This window comes from Acinetobacter sp. YH16038, assembly GCF_013417275.1.
In the GTDB taxonomy this organism is placed as follows: Bacteria; Pseudomonadota; Gammaproteobacteria; order Pseudomonadales; family Moraxellaceae; genus Acinetobacter.
Genome location: NZ_VPEG01000004.1, coordinates 215,975 through 239,056, shown reverse-complemented (window position 1 = coordinate 239,056; position 23,082 = coordinate 215,975). Strand labels below are relative to the sequence as shown.

Annotated in this window: 17 protein-coding genes, 6 tRNA genes and 1 riboswitch; of the genes, 5 read left to right on the top strand and 18 right to left on the bottom strand. The window is 43.6% G+C overall.

All coding sequences use genetic code 11. The features are described from left to right. Positions 1-1,000: 1,000 nt before the first annotated feature. From FTV34_RS02585 to secA, 10 genes are all read right to left on the bottom strand, one after another. Positions 1,001-1,077 (bottom strand) — tRNA-Pro (locus tag FTV34_RS02585). A gap of 18 nt (positions 1,078-1,095) precedes the next feature. Next, a tRNA-His gene (locus FTV34_RS02580) sits at positions 1,096-1,171 on the bottom strand. 78 nt (positions 1,172-1,249) lie between these two features. Next, a tRNA-Pro gene (locus tag FTV34_RS02575) sits at positions 1,250-1,326 on the bottom strand. Positions 1,327-1,344: 18 nt separating this feature from the next. Further along, positions 1,345-1,420, bottom strand: a tRNA-His gene (locus FTV34_RS02570). Positions 1,421-1,456: 36 nt separating this feature from the next. Continuing rightward, positions 1,457-1,533: transfer RNA gene (locus FTV34_RS02565), tRNA-Arg, on the bottom strand. A 35-nt stretch (positions 1,534-1,568) separates the two neighbouring features. After that, positions 1,569-1,645, bottom strand: a tRNA-Pro gene (locus tag FTV34_RS02560). Positions 1,646-1,799: 154 nt separating this feature from the next. Next, positions 1,800-2,867 carry a quinolinate synthase NadA gene (gene nadA, locus FTV34_RS02555; RefSeq protein WP_179993243.1) on the bottom strand — a complete coding sequence of 356 codons (1,068 nt, stop codon included), beginning with the start codon at positions 2,865-2,867 and terminating at the stop codon, positions 1,800-1,802. A gap of 152 nt (positions 2,868-3,019) precedes the next feature. Further along, positions 3,020-4,240 carry a bifunctional glutamate N-acetyltransferase/amino-acid acetyltransferase ArgJ gene (gene argJ, locus FTV34_RS02550; RefSeq protein ID WP_180068731.1) on the bottom strand — a complete coding sequence of 407 codons (1,221 nt, stop codon included), beginning with the start codon at positions 4,238-4,240 and terminating at the stop codon, positions 3,020-3,022. 154 nt (positions 4,241-4,394) lie between these two features. Continuing rightward, on the bottom strand, positions 4,395-4,748 hold the full coding sequence (locus FTV34_RS02545) for a hypothetical protein (RefSeq protein ID WP_159124164.1): 354 nt from the start codon (positions 4,746-4,748) through the stop codon (positions 4,395-4,397). A gap of 153 nt (positions 4,749-4,901) precedes the next feature. Beyond that, positions 4,902-7,628: a preprotein translocase subunit SecA gene (gene secA / locus FTV34_RS02540; RefSeq protein ID WP_180004376.1), complete on the bottom strand. Its 2,727-nt coding sequence runs from the start codon at positions 7,626-7,628 to the stop codon at positions 4,902-4,904. Between the two features lie 331 nt (positions 7,629-7,959). Here secA and FTV34_RS02535 point away from each other — a divergent pair, with 331 nt between their 5' ends. Together FTV34_RS02535 and FTV34_RS02530 are read left to right on the top strand one after the other, a co-directional pair. Next, complete coding sequence (locus tag FTV34_RS02535; protein WP_104426585.1) at positions 7,960-8,601, top strand: peroxiredoxin; 642 nt, start codon at positions 7,960-7,962, stop codon at positions 8,599-8,601. Positions 8,602-9,154: 553 nt separating this feature from the next. Further along, on the top strand, positions 9,155-9,745 hold the full coding sequence (locus tag FTV34_RS02530; protein ID WP_180068729.1) for a dual specificity protein phosphatase family protein: 591 nt from the start codon (positions 9,155-9,157) through the stop codon (positions 9,743-9,745). Between the two features lie 5 nt (positions 9,746-9,750). Here FTV34_RS02530 and FTV34_RS02525 read toward each other — a convergent pair whose 3' ends face one another. Genes FTV34_RS02525 through trpA form a run of 4 tightly spaced genes read right to left on the bottom strand, consistent with a single transcriptional unit; the run spans position 9,751 to position 13,748 of the window. Continuing rightward, on the bottom strand, positions 9,751-10,773 hold the full coding sequence (locus tag FTV34_RS02525; RefSeq protein ID WP_104426587.1) for an SPOR domain-containing protein: 1,023 nt from the start codon (positions 10,771-10,773) through the stop codon (positions 9,751-9,753). Beyond that, positions 10,770-12,053 carry a bifunctional tetrahydrofolate synthase/dihydrofolate synthase gene (folC, locus tag FTV34_RS02520; RefSeq protein ID WP_180068727.1) on the bottom strand — a complete coding sequence of 428 codons (1,284 nt, stop codon included), beginning with the start codon at positions 12,051-12,053 and terminating at the stop codon, positions 10,770-10,772. The genes FTV34_RS02525 and folC overlap by 4 nt, the downstream gene beginning before the upstream one ends. Further along, the gene (gene accD / locus FTV34_RS02515) at positions 12,050-12,946 is read right to left on the bottom strand and encodes an acetyl-CoA carboxylase, carboxyltransferase subunit beta (RefSeq protein WP_034169942.1); all 897 of its coding nucleotides are present in this window, start codon (positions 12,944-12,946) and stop codon (positions 12,050-12,052) included. The genes folC and accD overlap by 4 nt, the downstream gene beginning before the upstream one ends. Before the next feature lies 1 nt (position 12,947). Beyond that, positions 12,948-13,748 (bottom strand): tryptophan synthase subunit alpha, encoded by an 801-nt coding sequence (trpA, locus tag FTV34_RS02510; RefSeq protein ID WP_004782187.1) that lies wholly within the window; start codon positions 13,746-13,748, stop codon positions 12,948-12,950. A 365-nt stretch (positions 13,749-14,113) separates the two neighbouring features. Between trpA and FTV34_RS02505 the strand changes: the two genes are divergently transcribed. Beyond that, a complete protein-coding gene (locus FTV34_RS02505) occupies positions 14,114-15,445 on the top strand; it encodes a Na+/H+ antiporter NhaC family protein (protein ID WP_180068725.1) in 1,332 nt (443 codons plus the stop codon). Positions 15,446-15,485: 40 nt separating this feature from the next. On the opposite strand, the gene FTV34_RS02500 is transcribed toward FTV34_RS02505, so the two are convergent. Next, on the bottom strand, positions 15,486-16,523 hold the full coding sequence (locus tag FTV34_RS02500) for an AraC family transcriptional regulator (protein ID WP_180052483.1): 1,038 nt from the start codon (positions 16,521-16,523) through the stop codon (positions 15,486-15,488). Positions 16,524-16,663: 140 nt separating this feature from the next. Between FTV34_RS02500 and FTV34_RS02495 the strand changes: the two genes are divergently transcribed. Then, entirely contained in the window at positions 16,664-17,542 is an 879-nt protein-coding gene (locus FTV34_RS02495; protein ID WP_179993252.1) for a metal-dependent hydrolase, read from the top strand. A gap of 63 nt (positions 17,543-17,605) precedes the next feature. Here FTV34_RS02495 and FTV34_RS02490 read toward each other — a convergent pair whose 3' ends face one another. The 3 genes from FTV34_RS02490 to FTV34_RS02480 form a co-directional block, all read right to left on the bottom strand. After that, entirely contained in the window at positions 17,606-18,598 is a 993-nt protein-coding gene (locus FTV34_RS02490; protein WP_180031930.1) for a DUF2804 domain-containing protein, read from the bottom strand. Between the two features lie 361 nt (positions 18,599-18,959). Further along, positions 18,960-20,204 (bottom strand): tryptophan synthase subunit beta, encoded by a 1,245-nt coding sequence (gene trpB / locus FTV34_RS02485; RefSeq protein WP_004782182.1) that lies wholly within the window; start codon positions 20,202-20,204, stop codon positions 18,960-18,962. After that, positions 20,185-20,829, bottom strand: coding sequence for a phosphoribosylanthranilate isomerase (locus FTV34_RS02480; protein WP_180068735.1), 645 nt, complete (start codon positions 20,827-20,829; stop codon positions 20,185-20,187). Before FTV34_RS02480 ends, trpB begins: the two co-directional genes overlap by 20 nt. Before the next feature lie 143 nt (positions 20,830-20,972). Beyond that, positions 20,973-21,183: riboswitch (cobalamin riboswitch) on the top strand. A gap of 37 nt (positions 21,184-21,220) precedes the next feature. On the opposite strand from FTV34_RS02480, the gene FTV34_RS02475 reads away from it, so the two are divergent. Continuing rightward, the gene (locus FTV34_RS02475; protein WP_180068724.1) at positions 21,221-23,044 is read left to right on the top strand and encodes a TonB-dependent siderophore receptor; all 1,824 of its coding nucleotides are present in this window, start codon (positions 21,221-21,223) and stop codon (positions 23,042-23,044) included. The last annotated feature ends 38 nt before the right edge of the window (positions 23,045-23,082 follow it).

The window sequence follows — 23,082 nt, the reverse complement described above, 5'->3', positions numbered from 1 at the left end:
CCAGCGTTCAATCTGAGCCATGATCAAACTCTTCAGTTAAAATCATTTCGAACTTTATAAGTAAAGTTCTTAAACTTGGCTCATCAATTTTCTGACAAATATTTCTCAAATAAACTTCGAGTAATTTAAACCAATCAATCAATGAAAATAATTTCGATCAATCAACCAGTAAAAATCCACACAAGTTGTTCTTCATAATCTCTTAATGATCTTCTCACTACTTCGTCAGTAGCAAGCTAGGTCGGCTATATTACTCTCTATCTCTAGAAAGTCAACCAGTAATGAAAATTATTTTTAAACTTTCTTTCTAAAACTTAACTCAACCATTTCATGCTAAGTTACTGTTTTATCAGAAGTTTTAATCTTCATCACCGCCGATGGATGTGCATTATAGACCAATCCCAAACAAGCGCAACCCCTATTTTTAAGAAAATACTTCAGTTGATTATTATTTCTACAAAAATGTCATATATGCATATTCTTTAATCTAAAAACCCTATTTTTTAGATATCTTTTTACTATTTCCATTTTTTAATTTAAAAAACAGGGACTATTTCGTTTCAGCTTAATAAAGTGCAATTTAGTTTTTTATTCCTATAACTACTCTTGCTTAAAATATTCTTCCAACTCACTCGAATAAATATTTTTCTTATTTTCACAATCCCTATGGACCTCCCAATAAATGCGACTCACCCATAAAAAGATCTAGGTACATTTAGCTCGACTTATTAAAAACATAATTCTGGAATGAAGAATGAAGAATGAAGAATGAAGAATGAAGAATGAAGAATGAAGAATGAAGAATGAAGAATGAAGAATGAAGAATGAAGAATGAAGAATGAAGAATGAAGAATGAAGAATGAAGAATGAAGAATGAACTTAATAAATAACCAGTTTTTAATCTATTTTTATTTTGATTGCTAAATTTAATTCGTAGTTAAATTTCAGACATAAAAAAACCGCCTAACGCGGTATCTATATAATTAATCATTTTTATCGATGGTCGGAGCAGTAGGATTCGAACCTACGACCCCCTGGTCCCAAACCAGGTGCACTACCAGGCTGTGCTATGCTCCGATGTTCAACTCAAAGAGTTGGGGTGAATGATGGGATTCGAACCCACGACAACCGGAATCACAATCCGGGGCTCTACCAACTGAGCTACATCCACCATTACGGTGTCTTCATTATTTAGACATAAAAAAACCGCTTGACGCGGTATCATTTATCTTAACCACCATGAAGAAGATGGTCGGAGCAGTAGGATTCGAACCTACGACCCCCTGGTCCCAAACCAGGTGCACTACCAGGCTGTGCTATGCTCCGATGTTCAACTCAAAGAGTTGGGGTGAATGATGGGATTCGAACCCACGACAACCGGAATCACAATCCGGGGCTCTACCAACTGAGCTACATCCACCATTGCCTTGGTTCTTAAATATCAAGCCACCAAAAATGGCGCGCCTGACAGGATTCGAACCTGTGACCATCCGCTTAGAAGGCGGATGCTCTATCCAACTGAGCTACAAGCGCTTTACTGATGATTTTCACCATCCGCCTTGAAGAATTGGTCGGAGCAGTAGGATTCGAACCTACGACCCCCTGGTCCCAAACCAGGTGCACTACCAGGCTGTGCTATGCTCCGATTCATCTCAGCTTTCGTATCAAGCTTATCGCTTGGTACGGTGTGCATTCTAGGCGTGACGCCATAAGACGTCAACACCTATATTTAAAAAAAATCAAAAAAACACTTCAAGCGTTTATTTATCAAGCATTTCAGACATTTTTTATACAAAATCTTAGCGTTTCAAGCTGGCACTAAAATCCAGCATACGATCTAAAGGCAGTTTGGCTCGTTGAGCTAATGCGGGGTCAACATGAATCTCCTGATCACGATGTTGTAGAACATGCAAGATTCCATCTAGCTCGTTCATGGCCATCCAAGGACAGTGTGCACATGAACGACAGGTTGCTCCTTCTCCAGCGGTTGGAGCTTCAATCAAAATCTTATCTGGCACAGCCTGCTGCATTTTATAGAAAATACCGCGATCTGTTGCCACGATCAAACGCTGATGTGGCAAGGTTTGAGCTGCCTTGATTAACTGAGAAGTACTTCCGACTGCATCAGCAATTTCTACCACAGACATCGGTGATTCTGGATGGACCAGCACTGCCGCATCTGGATATAAGGCTTTCATATTAGCAATTCCGCGCGAACGAAATTCTTCGTGGACGATACACGCGCCATCCCAAAGCAGCATGTCAGCACCGGTTTTATTCTGGATATAACGCCCTAGATGCTGATCCGGTGCCCAGATAATTTTTTCACCTAAACTATCGAGGTGTTCAATAATCTCAACTGCACAACTTGAAGTCACGACCCAGTCAGCGCGGGCTTTAACCGCAGCCGAAGTATTAGCATACACCACTACAGTATGATCAGGATGCGCATCACAGAATTTGGTAAATTCTTCTACCGGACAACCCAAATCCAGTGAACAGGTCGCTTCAAGAGTTGGCATCAGGACGGTTTTTTCTGGTGAAAGTATTTTTGAAGTTTCCCCCATGAACTTAACCCCAGCTACCACCAAGGTCGATGCGGGATGGTCACGTCCAAAACGCGCCATTTCCAATGAATCGGACACACAGCCACCAGTCAGTTCTGCCAGTTCCTGTATTTCAGGATCACAATAATAATGTGCAACTAGTACTGCATTCTGCTTTTCCAATTCGGCTTGAATCTGTGCAAATTTTTCCTGTTTGGCCTGTGCACTGATCTGATGCTCTTTGGGTTCTCCTAAACGATCTAAATGCGCCTGCACAATCGATTTGGCTTCATTGGCTATTAATTTGGTCGCATCATTCATAACAACTCTTACTCTACCCTCATGGTTCATTATTCAACGAACCTTTCACCCTACATCCCGGTCATCTCTAGCAAAATACTTTTTTGACCAGTCATTAAAAATCATAAGATATAAAAAAAGCCCCACAACGGAGGCTTTAGAAACAATCTGAATTATGAACGATAATCAGCATTGATCTTCACATAATCATAGGACAGGTCACAGGTATAGACTGTATCTTTTGCTTCACCACGTCCAAGATCAACACGAATCGTCATTTCAGCTTGTGCCATCACACGTGCACCTGCCTCTTCGGTATAGTCTGCTGCAGCACCACCATCCTTGCAGATTTGTACATCATCTAACCAAACCTGAATTTTTGCAACGTCTAAATTCGCCACACCTGCATAACCGATTGCAGCCAGAATACGTCCCCAGTTTGGATCAGAAGCAAAGATCGCAGTTTTCACCAATGGAGAATGCGCGATGCTATAGGCCACGTCACAGCATTCCTGAGTATTGGCACCACCTTCTACGGCCACAGTAATAAACTTGGTTGCGCCTTCACCATCACGCACAATCAATTGCGCAAGGCGTTTCATGGTACGCATTAATACCTCAAGCACAGCTGCATAACGCAGATCTTCAACTGATGAAATTTCTGTTCCACCGGCCTGACCTGTAGCAATAAAAATGCAAGAGTCATTGGTTGAGGTATCCCCATCAATGGTAATGCGGTTGAATGACTGATTCACTGTCTCAGATAAAAGCTGTTGAACCAGTTCACGGCTGATTGGCACATCAGTCGCCACATAACCTAGCATAGTGGCCATATTTGGGCGAATCATGCCGGCACCTTTGGAAATCCCGGTCATGGTATAAGTAATGCCGTCCAGTTCGAACTGTTCAGATGCACCTTTTGGTGTAGTGTCTGTGGTCATGATGCCGGTTGCCGCATCGATCCAGGCATCATCACGCAATGACTCTAATGCAGGCTGCAAACCATTCAGAAGACGTTCCATTGGTAATTGTTCCCCAATTACCCCTGTTGAAAATGGCAATACTTCTTCAGCTTTCACGCCTGCAAGTTCAGCCAGTTTGGCACAAGTGGCTTCAGCATTTGCCATACCTGTAGAACCGGTACCTGCATTAGCATTTCCGGTATTAATCACTAAATAACGTGGATTACCTACCGCCAGATGTGCTTTAGAAACATGCACAGGGGCAGCACAAAAAGCATTCTGGGTAAATACACCTGCAACATTGGAGCCTTCAGCCAGTTCAAATATCACCAGGTCACGTCGGTTCTGATAGCGTACATATGCTTCTGCCGAACCAATTCTCACCCCTTTTACCACATGCATCTGTGGCATAGATACGTCACCAACTGCCATTTTTAAATGTCCAATATTGAAGTTTCAGAAAAATACAGCTTAGTTGATCTTCATTAAAAAATCGAGCCAAAGCCAGATGAACACTCACTTTTCTTATGGTTTTTCACAATAAAAAACCAGTCATGGTGACTGGTTTTATTAAACTGGATCAAACTTAGTTTTTAGCCAGCTGGGTTGATTCACTCAATAAAGCCTGTTTCGCCTGTTGCTGACTTGCCGCAGAAAGCGCAGGGTTAGAAGCAACAATACGGTCTGCATTGGCTGCATTAGCTGCTGCAATCGCTGCAGTCTGCAAAACGATTGGACGGTTTGAATTATTAAAGGTATAGCGAATGCCAGTACGCGGACTTGCAATGGTCACCTGACCATCTGTACCCGTCTGAACCTGAGCCGTAGTTGGACCAATGGCCTGCTGAACTTTAGCAGGTGTCGTTGTTGCTGTTTCAGCAAAACTTAAAGTCGGGATTACCAAAGCAGCAACCATCATCGTTTTTAATACTTTTGTCATTGTTTCTTCCACTTTGCGGTGTTCAATCTGCCATTAAATACCATTTAATCCGGTACAGTGCAAACAGTATTCATCAGCTGAAAAGTCCATATACATAAAAAGATCAGGACCATTTGGTCCTGATCTTTTTATAGTTTAGAAACTTAGCAGAAATTAGATCTTGCCATGACACTGTTTGTATTTCAGACCTGAACCACATGGACAAGGTGCATTACGGCTTGCCGGTGCTTCAAAGACTGGTGCAACAGGATTAGCCTGCGCATTTTGTTCAGTGGTGATTTCATCTTCTTCAGCCAGTAATCCATCAAATTCCTGATGAGATAACTGCAAACGCATCGCTTCAGCCTGTGCCTGCTGCTGTGCTTCCATTTCAGCCAGCTCTTCAGGTGTTGGCACATGGATACGTGACAGATCAGTAATGACGTCAGATTTAATCACGCCCAGCATGTTTACAAACAGGTTATAGGCTTCTTTTTTGTATTCCTGCTCTGGGTTTTTCTGTGCATAACCGCGTAAATGAATCCCTTGACGCAGGTAATCCATCGCAGCCAGATGCTCTTTCCAGTGACGGTCCAGAGAGTTCAGCATGAAATGACGTTCAAGTGATGCTGCAGATTCAGCACCCATTTGTTCACGACGTGAACGGTAACGATTTACCACTTCTTCAGTAATTCGCTCAACCAGTGCTTCTTCATCTAAACGACGATCCTGCTCTAACCATTGTGCAACTGGCAGATCAATCGATAAGTCTTCACGTAGTGCAAGTTCCAGACCTTCAATATCCCACTGATCATGAATTGATTCAGGCGGAATATAGTTGGCGATCATGCCCTGCATCACTTCACGGATCATCTCTTCGATATAATCCTGCAATGAACTTTCAGCCAGAATCTCATCACGCTGACTATAGATAATTTTACGCTGCTCGTTATTCACGTCATCGTATTTCAACAGGTTCTTACGAATGTCGAAGTTACGTGCTTCTACTTTACGCTGTGCATTTTCGATTGAGCGTGACACCATTTTGTGTTCAATCGCTTCATCTTCTTTTAAGCCCATTGCACGCATCATGGCAACCACACGGTCACCCGCAAAGATACGCATCAAGTCATCTTCAAGAGACAGGTAGAAACGCGATACACCCGGGTCACCCTGACGGCCCGCACGACCACGCAACTGGTTATCGATACGGCGAGATTCATGACGCTCAGAACCGATAATATGCAAACCACCAGAAGCAAGAACTGCTTCATGATTCGCTTCCCATTCTGCTTTCAGGCGTGCTTCATCTTCAGGGGTTGGGTTTTCAATTTTGGCCAGTAGCGCTTTCCAGTTACCACCCAGCAAAATATCGGTACCACGACCGGCCATGTTAGTTGCAATCGTTACAGCACGCGGTGCACCCGCTTGGGCAATAATATCTGCTTCACGCTCATGCTGTTTGGCATTCAGGACTTCATGTTCAATACCAGCTTCTTTAAGCTTGTCAGAAAGAATTTCCGACGCTTCAATAGTAGCAGTACCAATCAGGATTGGCGCAACACCAGCTTCGTGAACACGTTGAATTTCCTGAATAATCGCGTTGTACTTACCTTCACGATTCAGGTAGATCAAATCGTTCTGGTCATTACGGATCATTGGACGGTGGGTTGGAATGATTACCACATCCAGACCGTAAATTTCTTTCATTTCCGCAGCTTCAGTATCTGCAGTACCGGTCATACCGGATAATTTTTTATACAGACGGAAATAGTTCTGGAATGTAGTAGTTGCAAGGGTCTGGTTTTCCGGCTGGATTTCCAGACCTTCTTTTGCTTCAACTGCCTGGTGCAGACCTTCAGACCAGCGACGACCTGGCATGGTACGACCGGTGTTCTCATCGACGATGATCACTTCACCTTCATGGATGATGTAATGCACATTACGTTGATACAGATAGTGCGCACGAATCGCAGCAGTCACATGATGCAGCAAATTCAAATTAGAAGCTGAATACAGGCTTTCACCTTCAGCCAGCAAGCCCATTGCAATCAATTCACTTTCAATGGTTTCAAAACCGGTTTCAGTAATTTCAACAGAACGCTGTTTTTCATCAATCCAGAAATGACCGCCATCCGGTACTTTTTCTTCTTTCTGTGCTTTTAACTTCGGTGGAATGCTGTTGATCGCTGCATAAAGCTGGGAGGAGTCTTCACTTTGACCAGAAATAATCAGCGGTGTACGCGCTTCATCGATCAGGATCGAATCGACCTCATCGATAATGGCATAGGTCAGACCACGCTGTTTTTTCTCAGCCAACGAGAACACCATATTGTCACGAAGATAATCGAAACCGAATTCGTTGTTGGTACCGTAAGTGATATCTGCTTTATAGGCTTCAGATTTTTCCATCGGGTTCTGCATGGAATAGATAATCCCAATGCTTAAACCCAAGAATTCGAACAATGGACGGTTTAACTCGGCATCACGTTGTGCCAAATAGTCGTTCACTGTGATGACATGGACACCCTGTCCGCTCAATGCATTGAGATAACAGGCCAGCGTCCCCATCAGGGTTTTACCTTCACCGGTACGCATCTCGGCAATCTTGCCTTCATGCAAGGTAATACCACCAATCAACTGTACGTCATAGTGACGCATTCCCATGACACGTTTTGCAGCTTCACGACAGACTGCGAATGCTTCAGGAAGTAACTTATCTAGACTTTCGCCTTTATTATATCGTTGTTTAAATTCTTCAGTTTTTGCAGATAAGTCTGCATCGCTTAGGGCTGATATCGTCGGCTCGAGCGCATTAATCTTGTCTACGATTTTACGCATGCGTTTGAGTTCGCGCTCATTTTTAGTACCGAAGATTCCTCCGATCAGACTTGCCAACATGTATAGACTCTCTAAATCTTGCTTGTCGATTAAATATGTTCTTAGTCGTTATTATGGTGCTAGAAATTTGAACTACAAGGGTTTTGCCAGAAAACCAATGAAAAAAACTCATCCTTCGTCCTAGCCCTGAGACCTAAGGCAAAGTAATGTAGCAAATTTTACCCATGCAATATAGTTAATTAGACGACTGATTTGTCTGATTCTGAATCGACAGCCTACTTCTTTATTCGGTTTATTCATAAGAAATTCTAAAAACACTATTTTTAATCATAAAAAAATTGGTTCATATTTATTCTCATCGACACATTACAAGATCAATTGAGGCAAGAAAATGAGTTTACGTTTAGGCGATACCGCACCGAATTTTGAACAGCAATCTAGCGAAGGCTTAATTAACTTTTATGACTTTCTAGGCGATAGTTGGGGCATTTTATTTTCACATCCAGCAGACTACACACCTGTATGTACCACTGAACTGGGCTTTACCGCGAAACTGAAAGACGAGTTTACAAAACGTGGCGTGAAAGCGATTGCGCTTTCTGTTGATGATGTTGAATCGCATCATGGCTGGATCAAAGACATTAATGAAACTCAAGGTACGACCGTTAACTTCCCGATCATTGCTGATCAGGACCGAAAAGTGTCTGAGCTGTATGGTTTCATTCACCCAAATGCCAGCGAAACCCTAACTGTACGTTCTCTGGTAATCATTGATCCAAACAAGAAAGTGCGTCTGATTATTACCTACCCTGCATCAACAGGTCGTAATTTCCATGAAGTATTACGTGTAGTCGACTCTCTGCAATTAACCGACAATCATAAAGTTGCAACTCCAGCAAACTGGCAACATGGCGATGATGTAGTGATTGTGCCTTCATTAAAAGATGAGGAAGAAATCAAACAACGCTTCCCTAAAGGCTATAAGGCAGTGACTCCTTATTTACGTCTTACGCCACAGCCTGAGCGAGGATAAGCGAAGCACTGCTTCGCCCGAGTGCAAGAGCCATAGCTATGCTATGGCTGGTAAGGAATTAAAAGGACTCCTTTTTAATTTTGCGCAAGGCAAGCGTAGCGCGCAGTTTCCATTGTACTGCCCTTGCGCAAGACGAGAAGCTATGCTTCGAGTGACAAAACTGAAAGCACTGCTTTTTAATTTTGCGCAAGGCAAACGAAGTGCGCAGTATTTGAGCACTGCCTTAATTTGTGGCAAGACAAGCGAAGCGCGTAGTTCAAGTTAAAACGAAGCACTGCTTCGCCCGAGCGCAAGACCCACAGCTATGCTGTGGGTGCAAGAGGATAAGCTAAAGGTTGTTCTATCCTTTTTGAATAGTAAAAAACCCCAATCAACTCTCCACCATGAAAATGAAAATCGTCATGCATCAACCATCATTTTCATGTTTAGTTTGATACCCTCCGACGAGCCGGGTTTTCGAACTTTTCCCATCAAGCCTGTCTTCGGACAGGCTTTTTTTGCAAAAGCCGATATGCTGTTGAAGAGAATGATTAAAAAGAGGGTTTAACGCGCAATGAAAAATAATTATGTACTTCTTCTGGTTTCCGCGTTTGTTTTATCTGGCTGTACTCCAGCGCTGCCTGAACAGGAACGCCCAATGCACTGGGGACAGGGACTGCATGAAGAACATAATTTTTATCAGATTAGCGATGAACTTTACCGGAGTGAACAGCCGAGCGATGAACTGACGCCCTTATTAAAACGATATGCCATTAATGTGGTGATCAACCTGCGTTCACGCGATAAAGATACGGATATTTTGTCAAATGAAGACCTCAAGCTTAAACATGTTCCCATTCATACCTGGGCTATGAATCGCGAGGATTTACTGAACGTAATGCAGTTGATTCAACAGGCACGGCAAAATAATGAAAAAATACTTTTACACTGTTATCACGGTTCAGACCGTACCGGTGCCAGTGTGGCCATGTACCGGATTATTTTTCAGAACTGGCGCATTGAAGATGCAGTACAGGAAATGAAGCATGGCGGTTATGGCTTTCATTCCATTTGGCGCAATATTGAAAAATTATTTACTCCTGAAAATGTAAAATGGATTCGCGAGCAACTCGCGAATCCATCTACAGAAACTTCAGTTAAGTAAGAGAGTTAACGCTTATCTAGCGGCACCCAGTCATTCACCCAGGCTGATTTCATGTTCAGGCTAGCATCAGATGCGATTTTCTTACGCAGTGCATCTGCTGTTTCACGATCTTTAGATGGACCGACCATGATACGCACACCTTTAGATGTCTGGCTCTTGGTGACCTTGTAGCCTTTGGCTCGCAGTTTGGCCGCAATGGCATCAGCATTGGCTTCATTGGCAGCCAATGCCACCTGCACCATCCACTGTTTATCACTTTCACCTTCAAGAAGTTTACGGGCTTTTTCAGCTTCAGCCTTTTTCTTGGCCTCTTCTGCTTTATGTTTCTCTTCAGCTTTGCGCTTTTCTTCTGCCTTACGTTTTTCTTCAGCAGCTTTATGCTCAGCTTCTTTTTTCTTTTCAGCCGCTTTGTGCTCTTCCTCGGCCTTACGTTTTGCTTCAGCTGCCTTATGCGCTTCTTCAGCTTTACGTTTCTCTTCTAGCTTACGTTTTTCTTCTGCAGCCTTCTGCTCTGCCTGTTTCTTGGCAGTATCAGCTGAAGTTTGGGCTTTTTGCTGCTCAAGTTTCTGCTGTTCTAACTTTTTTTGTGTAGCAGCCTTGTCTTCAGCCAGACGTTTTTGCTTCGTCTGTTCATCTTCTGCCAGCTCAGGTGGAATATTGTCTGAACTTTGCTGTCCCATACGATGGGCATTCAAAGCAGCATATTCTTCAGCCGCACGACGTGCTGCATCTGCCTCAGCCTGCTGTTGCATGGCTAAAAATTCAGCTGCACGAGCTTCCTGTTCAGCTACTGCCTTTTCGCGGTCACGACGCTGCTGTTCCAGCAGACGTTTTTCTGTTTCCACATCGACTGTTAAAGAACCTAATGAATTGTTGACTGTATCTTTTGATTCTACTTCTGCAGCCAGTGCCGGGTTTTGCTGACGATCCTGATGAATTTCATTTTGGCCTTTCAGGAGTAATGCTGCCAATAAAACACCACCACCTAGTAAAACAACGCCACCCATCCAGCGTTGTTTGTTATTCATTGACATTCTTCCAAATACTCCCATACCGCTTCTAAGGTATGAAATGAACCACATACCAAAATCAGCTGATTATTCTCTGTTTCATCCAGCGCTGATTTAAAAGCTAATTTTACATTGTCAAATTGTTCTATCAATTCACCTTGCAATGCATCAGTCAAAAGTGTGACCTCTGCCGCACGTGGCACAGATAATGGTGCAATTTTCCACAAATGAACAGTGTCTTTCAACAACTTGACGACAGAATTTATATCTTTATCTGCCAGCATGGAAAATACACAAATGACTTCTTTATATTTCTTGTTGTAATTTAAATAATTGCGTAATTGTTTTAACAGGAACTCTACCCCATGCGGGTTATGTCCGGCATCAAAAATTACGGTCTTATTCTGAATTTCTCGGACTTCAAAACGTCCAGGCAATTTGGCGGCCTGAATCCCTTGCGCCATTGCCTGCTGGCTGACGTTTAATCCGCTCAGCAGAATAGCAGCCACGGCGGTAGAAATATTATCCAGCGCCAGCGATCCGGTTGGGAGTTTTAAGGTCGTACCTGACGATGCAAAGGCCCAGGTTTTGCCATCTTCAAAGGCTTCATAGAAATAATCACGGTTAACTGCATATAACGGCGCATTGCATTCAGCGGCTTTATCCAGAATGGCTTGCGGAATATCTTGCTGACCACCAAATATCACAGGAATATTCGGACGGATAATACCAGCTTTTTCAAAAGCAATTTTTTCAATGGTATCACCGAGCCAGTCGGTATGATCCAGTCCGATATTGGTGATGACTGCAACATCCGGATTAACCACATTCACGACATCCAGACGGCCACCCAATCCGACTTCCAGCACCCACACATCACACAGTTCATGTTTAAAAATCACAAATGCAGCAAGTGTGGTTGCTTCAAAGAATGACAGGCTTAAATCGCATTCGCGACGTGCCCGATCGACTTCAACAAAAGCATCAATCAGCAACTGGTCTTCGACTTCAACCCCACGTAATTTCACCCGTTCATTAAAACGATATACATGAGGAGACTGATACAGTCCGACCTTAAAACCCTGAGCATTGAGAATGGCAGCCAGAGTCGTGGTCGTTGAACCTTTACCATTGGTTCCGGCAACCGTCAGGACTTTAGCCTCCGGATTGATCACGCCCAGCTTTTCAGCCACAGGAATAACACGTTCCAGGCCTAAATCAATCCCCGTAACGTGAACATGGCTCCAATAATCGAGCCATGTATCAAGTGAATCAGTTGCTAATGGTGCTGTGTTCAAGGCAGGTTCATCAATTTCGTGATAATACGATAAACTGTATCACGTAATGCATGACGGTGAACAATCTGATCGATTACACCATGATCAAGCAAATATTCAGCACGCTGGAACGGTTCGTCCAGTTTTTCACGCACGGTCTGCTCGATTACACGTTTACCCGCAAAACCAATCATCGCTTTCGGTTCAGCCAGATGCACATCACCCAGCATGGCTAAAGACGCAGTTACACCACCATAAACTGGGTGGGTCAATACCACCACATAAGGCAGACCTGCTTCTTTCAAACGCTGAATCGCTGCTGAAGTACGTGCCATTTGCATCAAAGACAGCATGCCTTCCTGCATACGCGCGCCACCAGAAGCTGCAAAACAGATTAGAGGTTGATGTGTTTCAATCGCACGCTCGGCTGCCTGCACAAAACGGTCACCCACTACGGTACCCATAGAGCCGCCCATGAAGTCGAATTCAAATGCAGTTGCAATCATTGGCACGCCTTTCAGCAGACCTTGCATCACGATCAGTGCTTCAGTTTCACCCGTTTTCTTTTGTGCTTCCGACATACGCTCAGGATAAGCTTTGCTGTCGACAAATTTCAGTGGATCTTTGGCCGTAAATTCCTGCCCCATTTCAGTCTGTACCTGATCAAAGAACCAGTTCAGACGGTCACGTGCTTTCATTTTCAGATGTTCATCGCATTGTGGACAAACATAAGCATTAAATGACATTGCAGTACGTGTCACCAAAGCATGACATTCAGGGCACTCAATGGTTGGCTCTGTGAATGTCGCTTTTAGGGTGGTTTGCTCATCAGGTACATGAATGCCCGGAACAATACGCTCCGTCCATGGGGTCGATGGGCTCAGAATTTTGCCTGATTTCACTTGTTGACTCATACTATAACTCATCGAGCGCTGCTCGAAGCTCCTTGACTTTATTCACCGTCGCAATAACGGCTTGTTCTGGCGCGAGGGTTGCAAACTGTTTTACAAACGCACTTCCCACAATAACTGCATCGGCAGCAACACCCATCGCTTTCGCAGATGCAGCATCACTGATACCAAAACCCACGCCTACAGGAACATCTGTCTCTGCCTTAATTTTCTGAATACGTGCAGCTGCTTCAGATACATCTAATGTTGCAGCACCCGTCACACCTTTCAACGACACATAGTAAATAAAGCCACTGGCCTGTTTCACTACATGCTGAATACGCTCATCAGTTGAGGTCGGAGCCAACAGGAAAATCTGATCCATTTCATATTTTTCCAGCACCTGCCCCAAATCTTGAGCTTCTTCAGGAGGAAGATCGACCAGAAGCACGCCGTCGACACCGCATTCATAGGCATAAGCCACAAACTTTTCATAGCCAATGACTTCAACCGGATTGAGATAACCCATGAGTACCACTGGTGTTTCGCGGTCTTTCAAGCGAAATTCTTTCACCATGTGCAGGGCATCCAAGGTATTAGTGCCACCGGCCAGCGCGCGTTCAGCGGCCAGAGCAATCACCGGACCATCTGCCATTGGATCTGAGAAAGGAAGACCCAGTTCAATCACGTCGACGCCAGCGTCCACCATCTGGTGCAGCAAAGGTACGGTTACCTCTGGATGCGGGTCACCAGCCATAACATAAGAAACTAAAGCTTTACGCTGTTGAGATTTAAGTTGTCCAAATCGTGTGGCTAAACGTGACATAGGGCTGAGCTTTCCTTAAGGTGTTTCAAACTTGAGACATTGACTATGTAGAAATACAAGACATCGCATTGTAACGCTATTTTTTGTACATTGAACAGTGTGCAACATCGACCTCTGGCATTTCATTTCCTGTGCGAGGATTTCAGAACAACCCGAAGGGATCTATTTACGATTATTTTGATTTTTTTCTCAATGATCAAAGATGCCTAATTTTGGCATTCCCTAAAATGTTGAATATTTAGATAAACTTATTTTTATCATGGAAAAATTAATAAAAATGCAGATGTTAGCGCATTCATTTAAAGTTTTCTGAAATTGCAAAACCTGTTTTATACTAGCCCCATTCTCTTATTTTTTTATCTCCTATGCAGACTGACTCTGAAGGTACAGTGCAGGCACGCGCCATTGCACTGTTGCCGCTTATTGTATTTTTAACCATCTTTTTAGGTAGCGGGATCTATCATTCTCTGATCGGAACTGAATTTGCGTTTTATCAGATTAAAGCGCCTGTTGCTGCCCTGCCCGCGATTATCTTGGCTGCATTAGTGTATCGTGGCAAACTCAATCAGGGTATTGAAGAATTTCTTAAAGGTGCCAGCCATCCTAACCTGATTCTGATGTTCATGGTATTTATGCTGGCCGGTGCTTTTGCCAGTGTTAGCAGTGCGATTGGCAGTGTTGATGCCACCGTACAGATGGGCCTGTCTGTCATTCCTCCGAGTTTTGTCTTACCGATGCTGTTTGTGATTTCGGCATTTATTGCGACGGCGATGGGTACCTCTATGGGAACCATTGCCGCCTGTGCACCCATTGCCTTTGGCTTTGCACAAGTGACCGAGATTCCGGTGGTTTATGCGATCGGCGCCGTGGTCGGTGGGGCAATGTTCGGTGATAACCTGTCTATGATTTCGGATACTACCATTGCTGCAACCAGCAGCCAGAAAGTGCAGTTACGTGACAAATTCAGAGTCAATGTCTGGATTGCTGTGCCGGCTTCTATCGTCACGATTTTGATCTATATCTTCAATACTGGTAGTTCTAGTCCAGTGGAATACAAGGACTTTAACTGGATTCTAGTCCTGCCTTATATTGCGGTCTTTTTACTGGCTTTTAGCCGTCTGCATGTTCTGGCGGTTTTAATCATCGGTGTCGTGTTATCGGGTTTATTCGGGCTATTTGCTACGCCAGATTTCAATATCCTCAAGCTGAACACTTCCATTTATGATGGCTTTGTCGGCATGTTTGAAGTGGCATTGTTATCCATGTTCCTGGGTGGCCTGTCTGCGATCATGCAACGTGAAGGTGGTTTACGCTGGCTGATCGAACGCATCTACGCGCTGACCCGCTTATTTAAAGTGGGCCGTCAGCGGGCTGGTGAAATCGGGATCAGTTTCTTGGTCGTATTTTCGAATCTGTTTGTAGCAAATAACACTGTCGCGATTATTCTGGCTGGTGATATGGCCCGTGAAGTGGCGAAAGAATATGGGGTTGATCCGAAACGTGCCGCCGCCCTGATGGATATTTTCTCCTGTGTGGTACAGGGGCTGATCCCTTATGGCGCACAATTATTACTGGCCTGTTCGATTGCCAAACTTTCTCCAGTCGAGCTAATCGGGGGCGTGTATTACTGCTGGATTCTGGCAATATTTGCGGTGATCGCAATTACTTTCCGATATCCTAAATTAAAAACAGCTTAAATTAAGTCATGAGATAAAGCGGCCAATGATGGCCGTTTTTTTATGCCTGATCCTGTTTTAATTGTTTTCTATATTGCAATAAAGTCCGGCCTGTTGCTGCCTTATAAGCGCGGGCTAAAGCGGACTGGTCAGAATAATCCAGTTGTTGGGCGATTTCGGTCAGGCTTAGGGGCTGATGCAATAAGCTTTCACAACGCCTGATCCTTTCCTGTTCCAACAATTTTTTAAAAGAACTACCTTGCTCATTTAGCTGACGCTGCAAGGTTCGAGTCGATACAAACAGTTGCTCGGCCAGCTGTTCAATTTTAATCGCCTGTTGTCTGCTTCTTAGATGCTCCGCAACCACTTTTTGAGCCTGAGTCAAAATACTTTCTACAGGTGGTTTGGCTGCAATCGCTTCTTCAGCTTGACGAATCAATAACTGTAATAACATTGGATCGGCCTGTTCCGATTTCAGGTTCAGTCCCTGTATATCCAGTTCAAAGCCATAATCCTGCTGTGAAAACTGCACTTCCGCAGCATAGAATTTTTGATAGTGAATTCGGGCAATTTCTGGCGCATGAGCAAAACGCACCCGACGCAAGAGCAAAGGATGATCCTGCAAAATAAAACGTCCCAATTGCACCATAGCTGCGATGGTCAGCTCATTCAGCAGGTTATAACGCTCATCCTGATAGATCCAATACAATTCAATACTCTGTGCATGCTGTCTTAGTTGCAATGGGACAAATTCACTCCCATCAATGACCAGTCGCTGAAAACGCATGATATAGCCGATGATCTCAGGAATACTGCTGCTTTTAGATACCATATAGCCCAGCACACCAAAATGTTCTGGCCGAATGCACTGCACAATTTCAAAAATTAACTGTGGACACGCTAGCTGTTTTTGGGTTCTTAACAGGATGCTATTGAGAAAATCCAGCGGAACTTGTGCATCAAAAGGCTGATCAATCAGTCCAATGAGCTGAGGTCGTAGATCTGCAAGAAACTTTGCGGTTAAAGGTTCTATATTTAAGCTACGTAAATAGGTGGCCCATAGCTGGATATAGCCATTGGAGATTTTGATGTCCTGCATGAGCGCGTCCCTGTCTCCGCTGCGAATGTATATTTTATTTTTCTCTGGCGTAAAATGTATAAAAATTGGCCATATCTGTCAAAACAATTTGTGCAATTCTGAACATACTGTCAGCATCTTCAGAAAAAGAATGAAAGCAGATGAACGCACCTTTAAAATCTTCCGTACAGCCTGTGGTACGCAGTAATCTTGATTTTAAGCTGAGTGAAATTCCGCGTTACTGGTTTGGTGGCGATCCATTCCTGACCCGTATGTTTGATGCACTGAGTCTGACCTTTCCAGACGGTGAACGTTATTTCATTCAGAGTGTGCGTCTGTTCCGTGACCAGATCAAAGATCCAGATCTGCAAAAACGGGTAGCTGATTTTATCCGTCAGGAAGCACAGCATGGTATTGCCCATGACAAGATGAATAACCTGATGCGGGAACAAGGCATGCCGGTTGATCAGTTTATTCAGCGTCTGAACTACATGATGAACTATGACCTGAAGAACCGTTCACCTGAGTACAATATTGCAGTCACTGCAGCCGCAGAACATCTGACCGCGCTCATGGCTGAAACTTTTTATGGACAAAAAGATACTTTAAGAAATGCCCATCCTTTTGTTCGCGCCATGTTTGCCTGGCATGCGATTGAGGAAATGGAACATCGTGATGTGGCTTTTGATGTCATGAAAGATGTGGCAAAAACGCCAGAATGGCTGCGTCAATACACCTTGCTCATCACGACTTTGCTGATGTTTGGTTTTACCATTTACCGTGCCAATGTCATGCTTAAACATGATGGCTTTAGTCCGCTGCAACGCTTGCAAATGAATATCCGTGGCCTACCTTGGTTCTTTGGCAAAAAAGGGACTCTGACTCGTATGGGTAAACAGTATCGTGACTGGTTTAAAAAGGATTTCCATCCATCCCAGCACCCAGTGATTGCTCAATATGAGGTTTGGGTAAAAACGCTGGCAGAAACCGGCGACCCGATTCAGGCAGGAGAAGCCTTCTGGCAAGCTGCAGAAGATTAAACCTCGAAATCAAAAGCCTTCGAGATTGAAGGCTTTTTTAGATTTAGAAGTTAGAAAAATGAATTACCATTTGGCATAGTGCTGTTCTAAAAGTCCATATTCATTAACCAGTACAATATCTTGGCCATCTTGTCGGATAGTACCAGATACTTTTGCTTGCCACTGGCTAAACTGGCTGCCGACCAGACGCAGATTCAGATTTTCATAACGGCGCCAGCCTGTGTGTACATTCAGGTTCAAGCAGCCATCCAATGACTGGATGTTCCAGCGTTCGTCAGATTCCTGCTGAAATAACACATCCGCCACAGGATAAATTTTGCCATTTACCCACAAACAGTTTTCATTGCCAAAGCTTTCATTGACGCCGGAAGCGAGATTGATCCCGATACGGTTACGATTGGTATCCCAGAAATTACAAGATAGCCAGAACCAGGCAGTTTCAGGACGCAAAAAGCCGCAGGTATCATCCAGAGAGGCGAAGGTGCGCTCATTAAACTGGATGGTTTCACCCTGCTTATTTACGAAATAACCTTCACAACCCAAAGTGGTCAATTTCTGGGTATAGGTCCAGCCATTGATTCCGGTCGGACTGCACATACTCAGCGGATCTGTACCTGCACAAAAAATTCGGGCACTAAGCTTGATTTCACCATATTTGGTCACATGGATATAACGCACCCCATTGGCATGCTGGATATCAATCTGAAAGGGAGATTTGTGAAAATAACTATGATTAAACAATGGCTGTTCATCTAGCACCGTATTGCGCGAGAAGAAATTGATCGCATTCCATTCCTGCACTTCATTGGTGCTATGGTTATAGATATAGAAAAAACTGTGCCCGGCCCAAGCGATATCCGCAATTGCAAGGCCAATCGTATAATGCTCGTGTTGAATACTACAGAATTTAAATTTTTTATATTTTAGTTGTTTACGCCAGCCAGTCAGTACATCGCCATAGGGATTTTTGTACTGGTACGTATGGTAATCAATACTTTTTGGAATTTCCTTGAAACGTCCGTAACGTGGTTGTCCATTTTCCTGAATTAAATCCATTAAGACATTCCATCTCAATCAAAAACTATTTTTGCTTGAAGCTATTATGCCGATTATTGAGATTTGATAAAGAATTTTTTAAAACCGTTCGTCAGCTCTTCCGGCCAATTCTGCTTAAAATAACCATTTTAATTTTCTGAATGAGAAACTGATTTTTTGCTGTTTTATCCAGAACTTGAATAGTTTTTATCCCATTTTTAGCCAGATTGCTTCTTGCTCTTCATCTTTAAAAATTTTCTTATCTATAAAAATAAAAAAATCGTACTGAATAGCTTCAATACGATTTTTCTTAATCCACCCTACCCTCCTTTTAGAAAGGAGGGTTTTCTCTCTCTTTGAAAAAGAGGGGCCGGGGGAGATTTTACATCTCAACCATTTCCACGCCATCAATACGGGCAACAGTCATTAAGTCTTTATCACCACGACCAGAAACGGTGGCAATAATGATTTGATCCTTGTCCATGGTTGGTGCAAGTTTAGTGACATACGCCATCGCATGTGAACTTTCAAGCGCAGGAATGATTCCTTCGATCTTGGTTAGATCACGGAAACCTTGTAACGCTTCCTGGTCATTGATCGGCACGTAGTTCACGCGTTCCATATCTTTCAGGAAGCTGTGTTCCGGTCCTACACCCGGATAATCCAGACCGGCAGAAATTGAATGCGTTTCAATGATCTGACCTTCTTTATCAGACATCAGATAAGTACGGTTACCATGCAGTACACCGACGTGACCCGCATTCAATGGTGCAGAGTGCTTACCAGTTTCGATCCCTAAACCTGCAGCTTCAACACCATACATTTTCACATCCTGATCGTTCAGGAATGGATAGAACAAGCCCATTGCATTTGAACCACCACCGACACAGGCGACCAATGCATCTGGAAGGCGACCTGCCTGTTCCTGAATCTGACGGCGTGCTTCACGGCCAATGATGGACTGGAAGTCACGAACCAATTGTGGATATGGATGTGGACCTGCCACGGTACCAATCACATAATAAGTTGAGTCAACATTGGTGACCCAGTCACGCATTGCCTCGTTCATGGCATCTTTTAATGTTTTAGAGCCACTTTCTACAGGGACAACAGTTGCACCCAGCAAACGCATACGATAAACGTTCATCGCCTGACGTTTCACGTCTTCAGCACCCATGAACACCACACATTCAAGACCTAAACGTGCTGCGATGGTTGCAGTTGCTACGCCATGCTGACCAGCACCAGTTTCAGCAATAATACGTTTTTTGCCTGAAAGTTTAGCCAGTAAAGCCTGACCAATCGTGTTGTTTACTTTATGCGAGCCGGTATGGTTCAGATCTTCACGCTTTAAGTAAATTTGCGCGCCACCCAACTCTTTTGACCATCGTTCAGCATGATATAAAGGACTAGGACGACCTACGTAGTAGGCTAGATCACGGTCGAATTCTGCCAGAAACTGTTCATCATCTTTCATGCGGAAATAAAGCTTTTCCAGATCTTGTAAAGCCGCCATCAGAGTTTCTGACACAAAACGCCCGCCATGGATACCGAAATGTCCACGCTCATCCGGGAATTGGGTATAGTCAATCACGGGCTTGTTGTGATTAGTACTTTGCTGATCCACGATGGACTCCTTGCATAAAGCGTTCTATGAGTTGTTGGTCTTTTATACCTTTTGCGGATTCGACACCACCACTAACATCAACAGCGTAAGCCTGTGTGGTGTGAATTGCTTGCTCGATATTGTCCGGGTTTAAGCCCCCAGCCAGGATCAAGGGAATATCTAATTGAGGAAAGGTGCTCCAGTCAAAGCTGTGGCCGGTACCACCTTTTAAATCAGGATGCCATGCGTCTAACAGTACTGCGCTGGCCCCTGCTGTCTGATAACGTTGAATCTCAGCGACTACGTCCAGATCAGGTTTGACCTGAATCGCTTTATACCAGCGACGCCCAATCTGCTTTGCGATAACCTGACATTGTTCAGGGCTTTCATCACCATGAAACTGCAGAATATCCAGCGGAACAGTTTTTAAAATATCCTGGATGTCATCTGCCGTACTATTAACAAATAAGCCCACCACTTGAATATAAGCTGGCACTGCTTTGACCAGCACTTCAGCCTGTGCCTGAGTCACGCTACGTGGGCTCGGTGAATAGAACACGAATCCAATGGCATCACAGCCGGCATCAGCAACAGCTTGGACATCTTCAACTCGGGTGATTCCACAGATTTTGGCACGGGTTCGCATATAGTGTTGGCTCTGATTTACCAAGATATCAAGTAATCTATGAGATTGGGGTGAATCATTGTAATGCAAATCATCGATCTTGCGTAAAGTTCATACGGATTATTCTTGATCTTGATTGTTTAAGTCATAAGCAGACTTTATACTTGCCACAATTTGCAACGAGTCAAGGCCTTAAGGCTTTAGGGAAGTTGGTGCAAATCCAACGCTGCCCCCGCAACGGTAAAAAATGAAAAGCTTGTCTTTATAAATCCTCAGGATTTACACCACTGCATCAATATGTGGGAAGGTGGATAAGTAAGTATGTTTCAATACTGCATTTAAGTCCGGATACCTGCTTGTTGTGTTCTTTAACTCAATCATTCACGGGGAGTGAATGTATGGAGCACATCTCATGTCTATTCCATTTCAACCTACTGCCTTGGTAGGTGCGATCGCACTTGCGTTGGGTTTTACTTCATCGGTTCATGCTGCCGAGCAAAAAATTGCTCAAGCTTCTTTAGATACGATTGTGGTGACAGCTACTCGTTCTGAAGAAAAAATTGAAAATGTGCCTGCGCGTATTTCGATTATTGAACCTGCAATTCTTGAGCAATCTCCTATTGCTTCATTACCCAATTTATTGAAAAAAGAGGCTGCTTTAAACGTTGCTCAGCTAGGCGGTTATGGACAACAATCCTCTATTTTTATGCGGGGCACAAGTTCTTCACATACACTCGTTCTGCGTGATGGCATGCGATTGAATACTGCTTTAAGCAGTTCAGCTTCTCTCCCTTTTATTGATACTACCGATATCAAGCAAATTGAAATTCTGAAGGGTCAAGCATCAGTTTTATATGGTACAGATGCCATTGGCGGCGTCATTCATATGATTTCTAAAACACCTGAACAATCAGGTGCATTTATAACAGGTGAAATTGGCGAGAATAAAACTTACAAATCACTCGTGGGTGCCGATTTAGCTGAAGATGGTTTTTATGCCCAAATCCGTGGTCAACGCCTGGAAACTGACGGAAAATCTGTTCTAGATGATGAAGATGAAAATTACTCCTTTGACCAAAAAGGTTTCAGCACAAAATTTGGCGTCCACAAAGACCAATATGGCTTATCTCTCGATTACAGCCAAAATAAAGGCACAAGTGATTACAATGCAGGTAGCCTCACTTCACAAGATTTTGAAAATGAAATGGTTAACCTGAGAGGACGAATTAACCTAGGCTCACAATTAGAACTCAATGCTCGCTTATCCCAGTTTGACGATCAATTAGATCAAAATGCTACGAATTATCTAGGTCAGGTCGATTATTCATATAGCACTACTCAAGAAGCAGAATTGTATGCCAAACTCAATCTAAATGATCAGCATCATATTTTACTAGGGACAACGTATAGCAATCTTGATGGTGATGTTCTTTCTTATGGAGTTGCCTACAAAGGTGATGTTTCCTCTCAAGGATATTACACACAGCATCAATATCAATCAGATAAACTCAATACACAACTCGGCATCCGTGTTGAAGACAACGAAAAGTATGGCTCTCATACTGTAGGGCAAGCTGCTGCACGTTATGCAATATCACCTCAACTCAGCGTCTATACGAATATTGGTTCAGCTTTTCGTTCACCAAACTTAAACGAGCTGTACAGTGGTGAATCTGCAAATCCAAATTTAAAAGCCGAAGAAAGTCTGTCTTATGAAATTGGCTTCGACCAGGCCCTCACTCAAAACTCATCTATTTCACTTTCCGTGTATCAAAACGAAGTGGATAACATGATCCAAAAAGTTGATGGCAAGTTAAATAATATCAGCGAAGCAACGCTTCGTGGTGGCGAGCTGGCATGGAACTGGAAACAAGACGATTGGTTCATCGATACTGCTTTTGCGTATGTACAAGCTAAAGATAGCAAAACGAATATTGAGTTAGCTAAACGACCACGTCAAACCCTCACTCTGACCACAGGTTTGGAAAATGAAATTTATGGGATGAGTGCTTCTCTTATTGCCCGTTCCAAGTCAAAAAGCTGGAGTGATTCAGACCATAATCCGGGCTATGCGACCGTCGATTTAAATGCTTACTGGAATATCAACCCACATGTCAAAGTATTTACCAACATAGAAAATGTCGGTGATGTGCGTCATAAGATCGAATACAACTGGAATAATTATTATGTTGATGAAGGCCGCCTCGCTTCTGCCGGCGTGACTTTTAAATATTAAGCTCATTCCAATCCAAGCAAATACTTTTGAGAATCATG

Coding starts and splice junctions, on each gene's coding strand:
- FTV34_RS02480 (WP_180068735.1), bottom strand. CDS start 20,829: ATGCGAACCCGTGCCAAAATCTGTGGAATCACCCGAGTTGAAGATGTC.
- argJ (WP_180068731.1), bottom strand. CDS start 4,240: ATGGCAGTTGGTGACGTATCTATGCCACAGATGCATGTGGTAAAAGGG.
- FTV34_RS02530 (WP_180068729.1), top strand. CDS start 9,155: ATGAAAAATAATTATGTACTTCTTCTGGTTTCCGCGTTTGTTTTATCT.
- FTV34_RS02525 (WP_104426587.1), bottom strand. CDS start 10,773: ATGAATAACAAACAACGCTGGATGGGTGGCGTTGTTTTACTAGGTGGT.
- secA (WP_180004376.1), bottom strand. CDS start 7,628: ATGTTGGCAAGTCTGATCGGAGGAATCTTCGGTACTAAAAATGAGCGC.
- FTV34_RS02500 (WP_180052483.1), bottom strand. CDS start 16,523: ATGCAGGACATCAAAATCTCCAATGGCTATATCCAGCTATGGGCCACC.
- FTV34_RS02495 (WP_179993252.1), top strand. CDS start 16,664: ATGAACGCACCTTTAAAATCTTCCGTACAGCCTGTGGTACGCAGTAAT.
- accD (WP_034169942.1), bottom strand. CDS start 12,946: ATGAGTCAACAAGTGAAATCAGGCAAAATTCTGAGCCCATCGACCCCA.
- nadA (WP_179993243.1), bottom strand. CDS start 2,867: ATGAATGATGCGACCAAATTAATAGCCAATGAAGCCAAATCGATTGTG.
- FTV34_RS02490 (WP_180031930.1), bottom strand. CDS start 18,598: ATGGATTTAATTCAGGAAAATGGACAACCACGTTACGGACGTTTCAAG.
- trpA (WP_004782187.1), bottom strand. CDS start 13,748: ATGTCACGTTTAGCCACACGATTTGGACAACTTAAATCTCAACAGCGT.
- FTV34_RS02505 (WP_180068725.1), top strand. CDS start 14,114: ATGCAGACTGACTCTGAAGGTACAGTGCAGGCACGCGCCATTGCACTG.
- FTV34_RS02535 (WP_104426585.1), top strand. CDS start 7,960: ATGAGTTTACGTTTAGGCGATACCGCACCGAATTTTGAACAGCAATCT.
- FTV34_RS02475 (WP_180068724.1), top strand. CDS start 21,221: ATGTCTATTCCATTTCAACCTACTGCCTTGGTAGGTGCGATCGCACTT.
- FTV34_RS02545 (WP_159124164.1), bottom strand. CDS start 4,748: ATGACAAAAGTATTAAAAACGATGATGGTTGCTGCTTTGGTAATCCCG.